The 16,045-nt window shown below is 56.4% G+C and carries 13 protein-coding genes; 12 read left to right on the top strand and 1 reads right to left on the bottom strand.

The annotated features are described in order from the left end of the window. Positions 1-45: 45 nt before the first annotated feature. The 3 genes from VN577_19185 to kdsA all read left to right on the top strand — a co-directional run bounded on the left by VN577_19185 (position 46) and on the right by kdsA (position 1,945). Complete coding sequence (locus VN577_19185) at positions 46-471, top strand: OsmC family protein (protein ID HWR16961.1); 426 nt, start codon at positions 46-48, stop codon at positions 469-471. Between the two features lie 22 nt (positions 472-493). Next, entirely contained in the window at positions 494-985 is a 492-nt protein-coding gene (locus tag VN577_19180) for a DUF1493 family protein (protein ID HWR16960.1), read from the top strand. A gap of 126 nt (positions 986-1,111) precedes the next feature. Further along, positions 1,112-1,945, top strand: coding sequence for a 3-deoxy-8-phosphooctulonate synthase (gene kdsA, locus VN577_19175; protein ID HWR16959.1), 834 nt, complete (start codon positions 1,112-1,114; stop codon positions 1,943-1,945). Positions 1,946-2,513: 568 nt separating this feature from the next. On the opposite strand, the gene VN577_19170 is transcribed toward kdsA, so the two are convergent. Then, positions 2,514-2,870, bottom strand: a complete 357-nt coding sequence (locus tag VN577_19170) for a VOC family protein (GenBank protein HWR16958.1) — start codon at positions 2,868-2,870, stop codon at positions 2,514-2,516. Between the two features lie 183 nt (positions 2,871-3,053). Here VN577_19170 and VN577_19165 point away from each other — a divergent pair, with 183 nt between their 5' ends. From VN577_19165 to VN577_19125, 9 genes are all read left to right on the top strand, one after another. Further along, positions 3,054-4,061 (top strand): VWA domain-containing protein, encoded by a 1,008-nt coding sequence (locus VN577_19165; protein ID HWR16957.1) that lies wholly within the window; start codon positions 3,054-3,056, stop codon positions 4,059-4,061. A gap of 70 nt (positions 4,062-4,131) precedes the next feature. After that, positions 4,132-5,121: a KpsF/GutQ family sugar-phosphate isomerase gene (locus VN577_19160; protein ID HWR16956.1), complete on the top strand. Its 990-nt coding sequence runs from the start codon at positions 4,132-4,134 to the stop codon at positions 5,119-5,121. 59 nt (positions 5,122-5,180) lie between these two features. Beyond that, positions 5,181-5,408 (top strand): hypothetical protein, encoded by a 228-nt coding sequence (locus VN577_19155; protein ID HWR16955.1) that lies wholly within the window; start codon positions 5,181-5,183, stop codon positions 5,406-5,408. A gap of 54 nt (positions 5,409-5,462) precedes the next feature. Continuing rightward, entirely contained in the window at positions 5,463-7,220 is a 1,758-nt protein-coding gene (locus VN577_19150) for a proline--tRNA ligase (GenBank protein ID HWR16954.1), read from the top strand. Between the two features lie 38 nt (positions 7,221-7,258). Further along, complete coding sequence (locus VN577_19145; protein HWR16953.1) at positions 7,259-7,603, top strand: DUF4845 domain-containing protein; 345 nt, start codon at positions 7,259-7,261, stop codon at positions 7,601-7,603. A 461-nt stretch (positions 7,604-8,064) separates the two neighbouring features. Beyond that, the gene (locus VN577_19140) at positions 8,065-10,668 is read left to right on the top strand and encodes a PBP1A family penicillin-binding protein (protein HWR16952.1); all 2,604 of its coding nucleotides are present in this window, start codon (positions 8,065-8,067) and stop codon (positions 10,666-10,668) included. A gap of 181 nt (positions 10,669-10,849) precedes the next feature. Continuing rightward, positions 10,850-11,674, top strand: coding sequence for a tetratricopeptide repeat protein (locus VN577_19135; protein ID HWR16951.1), 825 nt, complete (start codon positions 10,850-10,852; stop codon positions 11,672-11,674). Between the two features lie 397 nt (positions 11,675-12,071). Further along, positions 12,072-12,725 (top strand): TetR/AcrR family transcriptional regulator, encoded by a 654-nt coding sequence (locus tag VN577_19130; protein ID HWR16950.1) that lies wholly within the window; start codon positions 12,072-12,074, stop codon positions 12,723-12,725. Continuing rightward, positions 12,722-16,036 carry a TonB-dependent receptor gene (locus VN577_19125; protein ID HWR16949.1) on the top strand — a complete coding sequence of 1,105 codons (3,315 nt, stop codon included), beginning with the start codon at positions 12,722-12,724 and terminating at the stop codon, positions 16,034-16,036. Before VN577_19130 ends, VN577_19125 begins: the two co-directional genes overlap by 4 nt. Positions 16,037-16,045 lie beyond the last annotated feature (9 nt).

Raw genomic sequence — 16,045 nt, 5'->3', positions numbered from 1 at the left:
CGAGCTCTTCCTCATCGAGTGCCTGAAAGCGTAAGCTAGCTCCTCATGCCCGCCACCACCGTCCAGATCCGCAACGTGCGCGGTACATCGCTTGCCATCGGTGCCGCCGGCAATCGTACCGTTACCATCGACCGTGCCATCTCCGCCGGAGGCATGGGACTCGGCTTCAACGGCGGCGAACTGCTGCTGCTCGCGCTCGGCGCCTGCTTCAGCAACGACGTCTTTCGCGAGGCCGCCAAGCTCGGCATCACCGTTCATGACGTCCACGTCGAGGTCTCGGCCGATTGGGGCGGCGAACCCGTAATCGCGCAAAACATAAATATGTCCGTGGAAGTCGAAGCCGACGCGGAAGACGAAGTCATCCGCAACCTCATCGAGCACACCAACCGGGTAGCGGAAATTCCGAATACGCTACGCCTCAGTGCCCCGGTGAAGTTACACTTGGCGACGAAGCGAGCGCAGAAGGAATGAGTATTTCCGGAGCGAAAGGGTCATGACTGCTGAAGCTTCTGAATTGAATGATCAGATTCTGGAGTTCGTAAGCCGCAGGCTCGGAATAAAGCGTTCAACGATCAAGATTGATTCGGAATTAAATAACGATCTTGGCATGGACGGTGATGATGCCGTCGATTTTTTTGACGCGTTCACGAAGCGGTTTACCGTCGATCTCGATGAACTAAGTATTCATTGGGATGAGCATTTCGTTGCGGAGGGCGGCGGCTCGGGTCTTGGATTTATGATCTTGGCCGGTGCGGCCGCCATCGTTTCTGGCTTACTACATGCGGCATTTCCGGCAATACCGGGATGGATATTTTGTGGCGCTATCTCGTTGCTCTCGGTTGTTGGTTATTTCTATTTCGCAGGGCGAAATAGCACCAAAGCCTCGGGAATCACTGTTCAGGACCTGGTAGACGCAGCAAAAGCACATCGTTGGATTAAGCCTTACAATAGCGATCCACGGATAATCAGCGGATATGAGCTTTAGCTTCAAAGTCGACAATGTCTCCATGAAATATTCGCGCTCCCGAACAGGTAACGCATCGGACATGGCAGATTGTATGAAGCCAGGTCGTTTCCCAACCCCTAACCGCTATCCCCTATCCCCTTCTTTATGAACTTCAAAGTCGGCAACGTCACCATCGGCGGTCCCAAGCTCTTCCTCATCGCTGGCCCCTGCGTCATCGAGTCTGAGGAGCATGCCCTCAAGATGGCCGAGTGCATCTCCGGTGTCGCGAAAGCGCTGAAGGTGCCGTACATCTTTAAGGCTTCATACGACAAAGCGAACCGCACTTCGATCAAGAGTTTTCGCGGACCGGGCATCGGCAAGGGCCTGAAGATCCTCGAGAAGGTTCGCGATACCGTCGGCGTGCCCGTGCTCACCGATGTCCATGAAGCCGTGGACGTGCAGCGCGTCGCCGAGGTCGTTGACGTCCTCCAGATCCCCGCATTCCTTTGCCGCCAAACGGACCTGCTAGTTGCGGCAGCCAAAACCGAGCGGGCCATCAACATCAAGAAGGGCCAGTTCGTTTCGCCCTGGGACATGCGCCATGCCGTAACCAAGGTCCGCGAGTCCGGCAACGACCAGGTGTTCCTCACCGAGCGCGGCTCATCGTTCGGCTACAACAACCTCGTCGTGGACATGCGCTCGCTGGCCATCATGCGCGACTTCGCGCCCGTCGTCTTCGACGCCACCCACTCCGTCCAACTGCCCTCGGCCAGTACCAACGGCGAGGCCGTCTCCGGCGGTCAGCCCGAGTTCATCCCCGTGCTCTCGCGCGCAGCGGTCGCCGCCGGTGTGGATGGCATCTTCATGGAAGTCCACGACAACCCTCCAAAGGCGAAAAGCGACGGCGCGAACGCCTTGGAACTTACCCACTTGCACGAGACGCTCACTCAGTTGCTGGCGGTGCATAAAGCCGTCAGCTCCAAATCCGCGGAAAAGTGATGTCAAGGGGGTCACGACGCCCGATTCCCCGCATGTCGCTGAAAACATTGGAAAAATAAATTTCAAAACCGTGGCATGATGCCCCCGCCCAAATTGCTATCCTGAAAATGTAGGTAGTTTTTGTTGGTTTTTGTCATTCTGAGTTCTGAGGCAAAGCCGAAGAACCCCTGTGGGTTTTTGGGGGTTTGTCATTCTGAGGCGAAGCCGAAGAACCTCTGTACTTGGGGTGTTGTCATTCTGACCCTGACGCTGAAACGAAGTGAAGCGGAAGGAGAAGAATCCCTATAGCTACCACCGGTTTTTCAGGAGGAGAGCTTTTGCCGACGACCAACGACTAATGACTGACAACTTGCTCTTTTGACGAACTGAGGAACTTGTAAGCCCTTTGTTTTCATATATGCGCCGTGTAACTCCCTTGTTTTCATATACAGTTTCTTCATATAAGAAAACAAAGGACTTATAAGTCCTTTGGAATCATATATGTAGCGCTCGACGACCGCGTAACTGCTTTGTTTTCTTATATGAAGCCAAAACAGGGGGGGAGGGGGGCACCTTCCACAGCTAGAAGTCACACCTCATCGGAAGGCCACCCGATGCGTACCAGGGCTTCGTCAGGATCCGACAGTGCGAACTCATACATGCCCCACGGTTTGTGTTCCGGTTTGTGAAGCAGTAGGCCGTCGAGCGAGGCAGCCAGAGCGTCGATGTTCTTTGTATACAGATAGAGTCCGAAGGGGTTGCGCCCGGAAACGAGCCATCCCTCAGGCGCTTGGGTGAGATGAAGGTGGCCGCCGTTGCCATCGGCGAGAATGCGATAGGAAGGGTAGTTGGATGCTCTTCTGAACCCCAGCTTCCCGTAAAAGGCTTCACTGGCATCGAGATTCGTGCAGGGAAGGATCGCCGTGAGTCGCGTCGTAGTTTCCATGGCGACGCATTGTAACCTGCAATTTAATTAGCGCCAGGCGTTTCTTGCGCCTCAGACGTAGTGTTAAGCACTGGACTAAGGTCGCGCGTACGAGCCAGATACCGGAGTTTCGCCTTATTCCCTCCGGACGGCTATCGGCGGTAGCATCGGCGGCAATTCTCCCGCGACTGAGGAGGGGCTCCGATGAGTCGCCGGCCTTGTTCACCGTTGCCGCTGCTGTTACTCCTGCCATTTCTGACCACGCTCGGGCTGTCGCAATCAAGCGACGACGTCCATATCACCCCGGCCATCCGAAAGGAAAAGCCGAACGCGGCAGACGGTGTCGGTATGCACCTGAGTTCACTGCGCGTGGACGTGAACTTGGTGACCGTCCCGGTTGTCGTCACTGACCTGCACGGCAGCCCGGTACTCGACCTTCGCAAAAAAGATTTCCAACTCGTCGAGAACCAGACCGAACAGCACATTGACTACTTCTACTCGGAAGACGCGCCGCTCTCTGTTGGCTTGATACTCGATCTCAGCAGCAGCATGGGCGACAAACTCGATCGCGTACGCGAAGCCGTCGACGAATTCTTCAATAATGCCGATCCGCGCGACGACTACTTCGTAATCACCTTCGCGGACAAAGCCAAGGTCTTTGCCGATACCACTCAATCGACCGCCACAATCCAGGCGAGGCTTGCGCAGATGAAAGCCAAAGGCAACACCGCGCTCGCGGACGCCATTCATCTAGGGCTCGACAAGCTGAAGTCCGCGGCTTACGCGCGCAAGGCGCTGGTCATCGTCTCCGATGGCGCCGACAATCGCAGTCGCCACAGTTTGGGAAGCGTCAAGCGCCGCGCGAAAGAAGCGGATGCGCAAATCTATGCCATCAACGTCTGCGACAACCCTGCGATCCTGATCACCAAGAAGCTTGAGGAACGGTTTGGACGACGCTGGCTGACGCAGGTGAGTGAAATTACCGGAGGTCGCACGATCTCGGTCGACAACGCCGATGCAATGCCCGACGCTGCGGCGCGCATCAGCCGCGAACTGCGCAACCAATATGTGCTCGGCTATCGTCCGGCCGACATAACTCAGGACGGCAAATGGAGGAAGATCAGGGTTCGCGTCACGCGTCCACCGAATCCGTTGCCGTTCCAGGTCTATTACCGCACTGGCTACATGGCCCGCAAAGACGAGCGTCAGTAGGAACCGCTGGTTTCGGTTGGGAATCGCCGTGTCGCAGTGCTAGCCTCATTTGTTACCATCCTCTTTCCCTATGAATCGCCTGGGCGAAAACGTGGTCCGAATCGAGGCTGAGGCCCTTCGTCGGCTTGCCGACCGGATTGCGGGTCCCATGGCGAACGCCTTCCGCGACGCCGTCGACTTGCTTTCCTGCTGCGCCGGAAGAGTTGTTGTTACCGGTATGGGAAAAAGCGGCCTCGTTGCACGCAAGATCGCCGCGACACTGAGTTCCACCGGAACCCCGTCGTTGTTCCTGCATCCAGCCGAGGCTCTGCACGGCGATCTGGGCATGATCACGCGCGGCGATGTGGTGATTGCGCTCTCCGCCAGCGGCGATACCGAAGAGTTGCTCACGCTGCTGCCGACCATCAAGCGCCTGGAAGTGAAGCTGATCTCGCTCACAGGCGACCCGCTATTCAGTGGAAATGGAAGGAAGGTTTCGCCGTTGGCGCAGGCAGCCGATATCGCGCTGGACTGCTCCATCGATAAGGAAGCGTGCTCGCTCGGATTGGCTCCGACAGCTTCGACCACGACCATGCTGGCACTCGGCGATGCGCTGGCAGTCGCCCTGGCCGACAAGAAAGGCTTCAAGGAAGAGGATTTCGCCGACCTGCATCCCGGCGGGAAACTGGGCAAGAAACTGGCCCGAGTGAATTCGTTGATGCACACAGGCGACGCTATTCCGCGAGTCACGCCGGACAGCAAGATGCCCGTCGTGATCTACGAGATGTCGCGCAAAGGGCTTGGCATGACCACGGTGATCGAGTCGGAGAAATTGGCGGGCATCATCAGCGATGGTGATTTGCGTAGGCTGCTGGAGCGTCGCGGCAAGGAAGTGATGGACCTGACCGCGGCGGAGTGCATGACGAAGTCGCCGAAGACAATCGGTCCTGATGAGTTCGCGACGGCCGCGCTCAACGTAATGGAGCAGAAAAAAATAACGTCTCTGGTCGTGGTGGACGACGAGCGCCGGGTGCAGGGCATTATCCATCTACACGATCTGTGGGGAACCGAGCTCGTTTAGCTTGCAGTTGGTGTGCGCTGCGGAGTTATCCTATATGCATACCTTGGTGAGGAACTTATATGTATCACTATGATCCGCAGACGGCGTTGGAAGAATTGAAAGAAGAAGCGATGCTCCCGAACCCGGTGCATGTCCGTGACATGCTGCTGCGTGCGAAGCTGAGACCGGATGAGTCTCTGGATTTGAACCGTCTGTTCGTGGATTACCAGGCCCAGTATGGCGAGCTGCAACGCGCAGCGAAGGCAATCCTGGATTTTCTGGCGAAGCATCAGGCGGCGGTGAAGTAGAGGAAACGCAGTATCCGTTACAATGAACAATTCCGAACCTGAAGGAATTGTTCCATGTATCGTTGGTCACAATTATTCATACCTACGTTGCGGGAAGCGCCCGCTGACGCCGAAGTTGCCAGCCATAAGTTCCTGGTCCGCGCCGGATACATCCGGCAACTTTCCGCGGGCATTTACAGCTATCTGTTCCTTGCGAACCGGTCGCTGAAAAAGATCACCGCGATCGTCCGCGAAGAAATGGACAAGATCGGGCAGGAGTTCGATCTGCCTGTCCTCCATCCGCGTGAAATCTGGGAAGCCAGCGGTCGATGGAAGCTTATGGGCGACAACATGTTTCGCCTGAAGGACCGCAAAGGCGCCGATCTATGTCTCGGCATGACGGAAGAAGAAGTCATGACGGAGATCGCGCGCAAGGAACTGCGCAGCTACAAACAGTTGCCGCAGACGTGGTATCAGATCGAGTTGAAATTCCGCGATGAGCCTCGTCCTCGTGCCGGCCTGATGCGCGTGCGGCAGTTCATCATGATGGACTCGTACTCCTTCGACATCGACGCCGCCGGACTCGATGTCAGCTACAAGAAGCACTATGACGCCTACTGCCGGATTTTTGACCGCTGCAGCCTGAAGTATGTGGTCGTCGAGGCCCACTCAGGTTCGATGGGCGGGTCACAATCCCACGAGTTCATGGTTTACTCCGATGCCGGCGAAGACTTCGTCGTGAGTTGCCCAAGCTGTCACTATGCTGCGAATCTGGAGAAGGCGACTTCGCGTCTGGAGGACGTCCCCGACTACGAAGCCACGGCGGACAAGCCCGAACTGGTACACACACCCGGCATGAAGACCATCGAAGAGGTCGCGAATTATCTGAAGGTCTCGCCGAAAAACAAAATGAAAACGCTGGCCTTTATGGCAGTGCGAACCACCAGCGACGGCAAGACAGAAGAAGTGCCGGTGATCGCGTTCATACGTGGCGATCATCAACTGAACGAAGCGAAGTTAGCCTCGACTGTGCCGAATGCTGAGTTCCGTCCGATGCACGCCGAAGAGATCTCAGCGGTCTTTAATTCGCCTGCCGGTTTCCTCGGACCTGTCGGACTCGACGGCGCGCACTACAAAGGGATCAAGGCCCACGTCTTTGTCGATCGCGCGCTACTTGGCCGCAAGAACCTGATTGCCGGAGCCAATAAAGAGGATTACCACCTCCGCAACGTTACCCCCGGCCGCGATTTCAAGGTTGAAGAGAATCAGTGGGTCGACCTGCGCAGTGTGGAAGCCGGTGAAAGCTGTCCGAACTGCGGAAAGCCACTCGTGGTAGCGAAGGCCGTCGAGATCGGGCACATTTTCAAACTCGGCTATAAGTACTCGGAATCGATGGGCGCAACGGTGCTCGACAAGGACGGCAAGGAAGTGATGCCGATCATGGGTTGCTATGGAATCGGCATCGAGCGCATTCTCACGGCAGCGATCGAGCAGAGCAATGATGAAAACGGGTTCTGGTTGAATCCGGCAATTGCGCCATTCAACGTTGTGGTCATCCCGATCAGCGTCCGTGACGCGGAGCAGATGAAGAAAGCGGAGGAGATTGCCGAGGAGTTGAAGAAGGCGGGCTTCGACGTGATCATCGACGACCGGGATGAGCGTCCGGGAGTGAAATTCAAGGACGCTGACCTGGTGGGAATTCCTTTCCGGGTGAATGTTGGTAAGAAGGTTACGGAAGGGAAAGTTGAGGTGAAGGTCCGCTCGACAGGCGAAACACAGGATGTTAACATCGCCGAAATTTCAGAGTACCTGCGTAAGTTGAAAGGCGAGTGAACGGAGAGCCCTGCCGAAGGGACTCTGTGAGTGCAGTTATGAAAACGATCAAGGCCCTGATAGCTCTGGCTGTGGTGGTATCGGCGTTTTATGTCGGCGTCAAGGTCGTGCCGGTGTACTTCAACTACTACCAGTTCCAGGATGCCATCGAAGAAGAAGCGCGCATTCAGAGCTACACGGGAAAGACCGAAAGCGACATGCGCGAAACGGTCTGGAAGAAGGCGCAGCAACTCGAGTTGCCGCTGACTTCGCCGGAGCAGATCAAGGTCGAACGTCAGGGAACGGCAGTTACGATCTCGACGGAGTACACGGTGCACATCGACATCCCGGTACACCCGTTCGACTTGACGTTCGCGCCGACCACCAAGAACAAGCAGATCTAACTGAGAAGCAGAATCAACCAGGAGCTCTTGGGAGCTCCTGGTTTCATTTTGGCTGTTCCTTAATCACTCGGAACAATCCGAACTTGTGAGGGTTACGACCTAAAGGCTCACGGGGAGGAAGTGCTCTTGAACAGCAAGGTTCACCCCTTGCCATTCAGGGTTGCAGAACTGCACCAACCGGCATCCAATGCAGCAAGGCAATTTACCAGTTGGTAAACGGAGCGGGCGCCTGGCGAGTGTGTCAAAAGTTGAGCACTTTTGTGCCGAGAACGTGTAAGAAAGACCACGCCGGGAACTGCCCGGGTGGCAAAAGGTGCTTTAAAATAAGGGGTAGCTGCTCTGGTACCGTAGTTGCACCGTCTCAAGCCGGGAAGGGGAGGTTGTGCGTGGAAGAGGCGATCACCCCTGACGAAATCAAAAATGTAACTCGTTGAAAGACGGCGGTTTCTCTGCCCTAAAAAGTGGCCATCAAAGTAAAAATCCCGCAGCCGAAGAAGAAGGGAAGCCAGTCTTCCCGTATTGGACTCTCCCACCCCTTTGTAAAAGCCGGCATCGCGGTATTCCTGCTGGTATCGCTGATGATGTTTGCGGTGTTCGCGTACTACTACGTGAAGTATGACCGCATCGTAGAGGCACGGATCCGAGGTCCGATCTTCAGTACCTCGGCGAAGATCTATGCGCGTGCCCCTATTGTTGAGACCGGCGACAAGTATTCCAAGGAAGAGATCATCTCGAACTTGCGGCGCGCCGGGTATTCCGAGACAGACAGTAAGGTCGGCACATACAGATCATTGCCTGGCGGGGTTGAGATCAAGCCCGGCCCGCTCTCGTATCACAATGCAGATGGGGCTGAGATTCACATCAGCGGAGGCAAGGTAGATCGCATCACCGGATCGAATTCCGGTGCGACACTGGCCGCCTACGAACTGGAACCGCCACTGCTGACGTCTCTGGACTCAGAAGAGCGCGCCAAGCGCCAAGTGGTGAAGTACAACGACATCCCCAAGGTGATGGTGAATGCGGTTACCTCAATCGAGGACCGCAAATTTTTCGAGCACAGCGGCATCAACTACGTCCGGCTTATTGGCGCGGCATGGGTGGATCTGAGGTCCGGCGGCAAGGCGCAGGGTGCTTCAACCATCACGATGCAGATCTCGCGCGGGTTCTTCCTGTCTCCGCAGAAGACGCTGAAACGCAAACTGACGGAGATGCTGATTGCGATCGAACTGGAGCAGAAGCTCACGAAGGAACAGATCTTCGAGCTTTATGCGAACCAGGTTGATATGGGCCAGCGCGGGTCGTTCACGATCCACGGATTCGCCGAAGCTGCACGCGCCTACTTCAATAAGGATCTGCAGAGCATCTCTCTACCCGAGGCGGCACTGCTGGCCGGACTGGTGCAGCGCCCGAGTTACCTAAATCCTTACCGCCATCCGGAGCGCGCACTCGATCGCCGCAACCTGGTGCTGGAAGCGATGGTCGATAACGGCGTCTTGAGCCGTGACGAGGCCGATAAGGCAAAGGCGACCCCGCTGAAATTAGCTCCTCCCAACGTGGAAGCGAGCGATGCTCCATATTTTGTTGACCTCGTGAAAGACACGCTCGCGACGCAGTATGGGGAGCGAGAACTGAACGATCAGGGAGTGAGGATCTACACCACGCTGGATCCAGATCTTCAGAGAGCCGCGGCAGAAGCAGTGCAAATTGGTATCCGCAAGGTGGATGAGCAGATTACGAAGCTGCGTACCCGGAAGGTAAGAGTCGGGAAGGGCAAGTCCGCCAAGACGGAAACGGTGATCAAGCCTGGACCGGACCCGCAGGTCGCACTTGTGGCCCTCGATCCGCAAACGGGAGAGGTGTTGGCCCTCGTGGGCGGGCGGAACTACGGTATCAGCCAGTTGAATCATGCGGTGGCAAAACGCCCGACGGGATCAATCTTCAAGCCCTTTGTATATGCGGCCGCAGTCAACACGGCGTTGACCGGCAGCGCGACAGTGTTTACGCCGGCCAGCGTGGTCGACGATTCGCCGACAACATTTACCTACGAAGACAAGACTTACGAGCCGCGCAACTACAAAGAGGAGTACCACGGAGAGGTCGCCGCCGAATATGCGCTTGCGCATTCGCTGAACAATGCGACGGTGAAGCTTGCCGAAATGGTCGGCTACGACAACGTGGCGACGCTGGCGAAGGCCGCGGGAATCAGTTCGGTGCGCGCAACGCCCGCGATGGCGCTCGGCGCCTACGACGCTACGCCGATCGATATGGCTGGAGCGTACACGGTGTTCGCAAATAGCGGTGTAAGAGTCTCGCCGACGCTCCTGAAGGCCGTTCATAGTCCGCAGGGTGATGTTCTGCTGCGGACATCCGTAGAGAAAACGCCGGTGCTGGATCCAAGAGTCGCCTACGTGCTGACGACGATGATGGCAGGCGTCATCAACACAGGAACAGGATTCCCGGTCCGGCAGATGGGTTTCAACGCTCCAGCGGCAGGGAAGACCGGTACCTCGCGCGACGGATGGTTCGCGGGATATACCAGCAACCTCATCTGCATCGTGTGGGTTGGCTTCGACGACTATAGCGATTTGCGGTTATCCGGTGCGAGCACTGCGGCGCCGATCTGGGCAGAATTTATGAAGCGCGCCCAACAATTACCGCAGTTCCGCAACATGACTGATTTCCACCAACCCGATGGCGTGATTGACATGCGGATCGATAAGGTGACAAACCGGATCTCGACGCCGGCATGTCCGGAAGCGTATTCGGTGGCGTTCATCGCAGGCACCGAGCCGAGAGAAACCTGCGAGCAGACGGACAAGAATGTCTTCCAGAAGATCTTCGGATTCGTGACGGGCGGATCGCAACCTGCGCAGCCAAGTTTGCAGCAACAGCAGGTTCAGACGCCACAAGGATCGCACTCGATTACCTATTCCCAGGGCCAACAGCCGCCCGTAACCCAGAACACTCAGGCGACACCGCCGAAGAAAGAGGAGAAGAAAGGCTTTTTCGGCAAGATTATCGGAGTCTTCAAGGGGGATGGGGAAGATAACCAAAAGAAAGACTGACGGATATGGATCCAAACAGCCCGGCTGCGGCCGGGTTTTTTATTGGCCGGCCAGAGTAGCGGAATTTGGGCTGGGATAGTCATAATGGGAATTGGGACGGAAACTTTGCTTTTTTAACCCCAGTGAACTCTGAATGGTGTCAATATTCTTCATGCACGATCCGGACAACCGGAGGTCAACCATGTTGAGAAGACAGGATTGGACGCGACTACTGATTGCGGCGTTCTTATTCGTGTTTGTGGTTCCTATGTGTGCCCTGGCCCAGGACGCACAGGATGTGCAGGTAACGCCGCCGCCGAGCCGGCGGATCGAGCCGCCTCCTGCCAACGCGAATCCAGCGGACCTGGAAGAACGCGGAGACCAGTTGCGCAGCGAGAAAGCTTACCTGGACGCGATCGACTACTACGAAGCTGCGTTGAAGAAACTCCCAAAGGGAAACGCCAAGGCTGTTGTGTACAACAAGGTGGGGATGGCTCAACTGATGATGGGCCGGGTGGATGACGCGAAGAAGAACTACGAAAAAGCCGTCAAGATGGATAAAACCTTCCCCTATGCCGTGAACAACCTGGCGTATACCCACTACACGAAGAAGAAATACGGCAAGGCGATCAAGCTGTACAAGAAAGCGATTGAATTGAATCCCAACGTTGCTTCCTTCCACAGCAACCTTGGTGCGGCGTACTTTGCAAAGAAAGAGATCGAGAAAGCCGTACCGGAATACCAGATCGCACTTTCGCTTGATCCGGATGTGCTGGAGCGCCGGTCGGCAACTGGGCAGTTGACGCACATTGCGTCGCCGGAAGACCGTGCGCGGTACTCCTACGTGCTGGCGAAGATGTATGCACAGAATGGGATGTTCGACCGGTCGCTGCTTTATCTGAGACGGGCCATTGAAGAAGGCTATAAAGAAGTGGATAACGCTTACAAGGACACGGAGTTTACAGAACTGAGAAAAGATCCACGGTTCACGGCCTTGATGGAGCAAAAGCCGAGCGCGATCGAATAAAAAATCTTGAGAGTAGTCCGCAACTTTTGCCGGGGCGCCACGTCTATACCTACAGCCTCCTGAAAGCGACAGTGAGTAAGGGGAAACGGTGACCCCGGAGTTCTTTCCTCAACGCCCCAAGCGGACTCCGGGGCTTTTTTCTTTATAAAATCCTTACAACTTGCTGCCCCAGTAAACCGCGCTACGCGCAGAGGACGTGCCAGCGTCCGCTTTGAAGCTGATTCAAAGTTCCGAAACCAAGGATGACTGGGATTCCAAACCATAAGAAAACCGAATACGTTGCATAACTTTGCCCTTGACATGCCGCCGAGTTGTGGGCGATCTTAGGTCTCCAAAAAAAAACGATTGTTCGTTTTTATTTGTATAACTGTCGAACTAAAAGGAATCTGAGTCGCACATGCCGAAGCTTCAAGATCAGGCCGTTGAACGGAACCAGATTCATATCGAGAACGCGGCGCTGAAAGTCTTCACGCGCCAGGGGTTTCACGGCACGACGGTTCGCGATATTGCGCGTGAAGCGAAGGTGTCCCTGGGGAATATCTACAACTACTACAAGACAAAAGAGGCGCTGTATATCAGCCTGGTCCGGCGTTACGGCAATGAAATGGCTGAAATACAGCAGAAGACCTTAAAGCCATACCTTGGCCGCTTTGACGAGGATGGGTTGCGGGCGCTCTCGAAGGCGGTGCGAGAAATCGTATATCGCCACCCCGACTACTGGCGGTTGATGTACATCGACGTGACCGAGTTCGGCAACCGGCACTTCGCCCACAGCTTTCGGCAGCTTTCGAAGAATTTGGAAGAACTAGCAGGCGGTTACCCAGACGAGGCAAAACACGTCCGACCCGGGGTCGCGCGGCCCACGGCGTATGCGGCGGTCTACCTCCAGTTTTTCACGTATTTCCTGGTGGAGAAACTCTTCGGCGGCAAGCAGCACTTGGGCCTTCCAGAAGAGGAAACCATCGAGCAGTTGATAGGGATTATCAAGTTCGGTGTTGACGCACCCCACCCACAATCGAACGGGGGCTCAAGCCAAAGGAGACGGAAATGAACCACAAATTCTTAGCAGGATTGATTTGCCTCGCCATCCTGCTGGTGAGCGCATTGGGATTTGCGCAAACCGCCACCTCCGGCCAGGTTATTGGCACGGTGAAGGACCCGACAGGTGCTGTGGTGGCCGGGGCGAAGGTGACGCTCACCAGTGCGACAGGCGAAAAGCGCGAAATGACCAGTGATGCATCGGGCGACTTCCGCTTCCCCATCGTTCCACCCGGATCGTACTCGCTTTCGGTGGAAGCACAGGGATTCAAGCCGATGAGCGCCGATGGCGTGATCGTTCGCGTTACGGAGACCACGGAGTTAACCGCTAACCTGCGACTCGCGGGTGCGGCCGAGTCGGTGAACATAACGGCAGAGGCGCCGCTGGTGCAGACTTCATCGCCGACCGCGGGGCGCGTGATCCAGGAAGATCAGATCAAGCAACTGCCACTGCCGACCCGCAACTTCCAACAATTGCTCGCGCTTTCGCCAGGTGCAGTGGCGGGCCTCGCCAATAACACGGAGATGGGCCGTGGCGACGCACTGATTTCTGTCGGTGGCCAGCGCACGACGTCTAACAACGTGCTGGTAGACGGGACGGAAGTAAACAGCGCCGGTACCAACGGCACCGGCAATATCTCGGTGCCCTCGCCGGACTCGGTGCAGGAATTCATTGTCCAGACGTCGATGTTTGACGCAACCACCGGCCGTAACGCGGGCGGAAATATTGCTGTGGTCACGAAGTCGGGGACCAACACGTATCACGGCAGCGCGTTCGAGTTCTTCCGCAACGAAGCTCTGAACGCGAACGATTACTTCCTGAAACGGGCGGGACGGGCGCGTCCGGTGCTGAAGCGCAATCAGTTCGGTGGGACCTTCGGCGGCGCCATCGTGAAGGACAAGACCTTCTTCTTCGTGTCGTACCAGGGAACCCGCGAGCGGAATGGCGCTTCTCTGAGCAATAGTTTAACCACCGTGAACCTTCCCGGTGGCCTCACCGATGACCGCAGCCATGCAACTCTGGCGGGGCTGGCGACCAACTGGGGCGCTACCACACTAGATCCCGTGGCGGAGAAGCTGTTGCAGGCCAAACTACCCAACGGGAAGTACGCGATTCCGAGCGGTAACGGCGTTGCTGGAACGTTTGTCACGACTCCGATCAGCTCGATCTCGCGGTTCCGTGAAGACCAGTTCAGTGCCAACATTGACCAGCAGATCACAGCTACGAACCGGCTCAGCGGAAAATTCTTCTTCTCGGATACGCCGCAGTTCCAGTCGCTATTCACTTTTGCCGGCGCCAACCTGTTCCAGTTGCCCGGCTACGGCGGATCGATCGATTTCCACAATCGCGTGTTCACACTTTCTGACACGCACATCTTCAACCCGAACCTGATCAACGAAGCCCGGGTGGGGTACAGCCGTATCAACGGACCTTCGGAACCGGAGGAGCCCTTCACCGCGGCACAGTTCGGGATCACGAATCCGCTGTGCGCCGGCAACTCGAACTTCTGCGGAATGCCGACCATTGGCGTATCGAACATGTTCACGGTCGGATCCACCTCCCTGGCGGACCAACGTTCCACGGTGGAAACCTTCCAGTACTCCGACATGCTGAGTTGGACGCACGGCAAGCACTTCGTTCGGTTCGGCGGCGACATGCGTCACTATCGCGTAAACTTCTTCTTCAACTTCTATTCGCGCGGACAGTTGACGTTCTCGAACTTTGCCAGCTTCCTACAAGGGTCGGGAAGTCCGAACGGAACTCTTGCGCCGGTCGTAGGCGTTCTCGGCGCAGGCCTTCGCGATCGTCACTATCGTTCCACCGACTTCAACTTCTACGTGCAGGATGACTTCCGGGTATCGGACTCTCTGACCTTGAACATGGGTATGCGATTCGGTCGCAATGGCGGCATCAGCGATACCGACGGGCGACTAAGCAACTTTGATCCGGCTGAGTTTGCCGCGCTGTCGCACGCTTGCACCTCACTAAATCCCTGCCCGTCCGGCAACGGATTCCACCTATTGAGTGCGGGGGAAACCTTGAATCCGGATGACTGGACCGTGGCGCCGCGATTTGGCTTCTCCTACAAGCCGACGACAGCAGGCCTGGTGTTTCGTGGTGGAGCTGGCGTGTACTTCGACCGCTTCTCGACCCGGTTGGCTAACGTGCAAGTCTTCAACTACCCAACGGATGTTGTGAGCGTAACCGTGAATCCCCCGTTCGCGAATCCGTTCCCGAACTTGGCCAATCTTCAGTTCCCGCTGGCAGCATCGGTGCCGTCGCCAGTGACGTACACGGCCTTCAATATCCCGCTTCCGATATCCGGAATCTACGTGGATAAAAACTTCCGTACCCCGTACGTGTACCAGTACAACTTCGGCATGCAGTGGGAAGTGAAGAAGAACTGGTTGCTGGACGTCGGCTATGTTGGCACTTCCGGTCGCAAACTTATCAACGTCGTTACATTGAATCAGGGCGCTACCGGGACGGCTCCTTACAACACGGCGAGCGGCGCGTTCGGATTTTTGCTATCGCCCGCGTTCTCCCAAAATAAGCTGTTGACGTCGGGCTTCCAGATGGCGCAGTCAAGCGCGACCTCCAGTTACAACTCGCTGCAGACCAGCCTCACGAAGCGGTTCAGCAGCGGCTTGCAGTTCCTGGCGTCGTACACGTATTCGAAATCGATCGACTACAACTCCGGCCAGGTGGTGGCGGGCAATGAACTGAACGCCCTCCCGGGCGACCAACAGAACATGCTGTCCCAACGTGGTGTTTCAGACTTCGACCGCACGCACCGGATGGTCCTTAGTGCAATGTACGAGTTCCCCAAGTTCTACAAGGGTGACACGACAATCGCGAAGCGGCTGTTCAACGACTGGCAGCTCAGCACGATCATGACGCTGCAGAGTGGCTCGCCGCTAACGGTGATTTGCACGTCCGGCACCGCAACCGTGAACCGGGCAGACCTCTCTGGGCAAGGCTGGTTCGTTCCCGGCGCGGTGGATTCCCACCTCGACTCGTACTTCAACCCCGCAGCATTCAACAACACCTGCGCGAACGTTGCGCCGTACGGCACTTCGCCGCGCAACTTTATCCGTGGACCGGGGCAGAAGAACTTCGATATCGGCTTAGTGAAAGGGATTCCGCTCACGGAAAAACAGAAGATGGAGTTCCGTGCGGAGTTCTTCAACGCGTTCAACATGGTGAACTTCGCGAATCCGATCAGCACTTACACATCGGGTACGAAGGGCGCTCTGGGCCGAATCATCTCGACCTCGACCGGGCCGCGCGTCATCCAGTTTGCGTTGAAATACAGCTTCTAATTCACCATT

The organism is Terriglobales bacterium, from assembly GCA_035561515.1.
In the GTDB taxonomy this organism is placed as follows: domain Bacteria; phylum Acidobacteriota; class Terriglobia; order Terriglobales; family Acidobacteriaceae; genus DATMXP01.
This window is presented reverse-complemented; position numbering and strand designations above follow the sequence as displayed.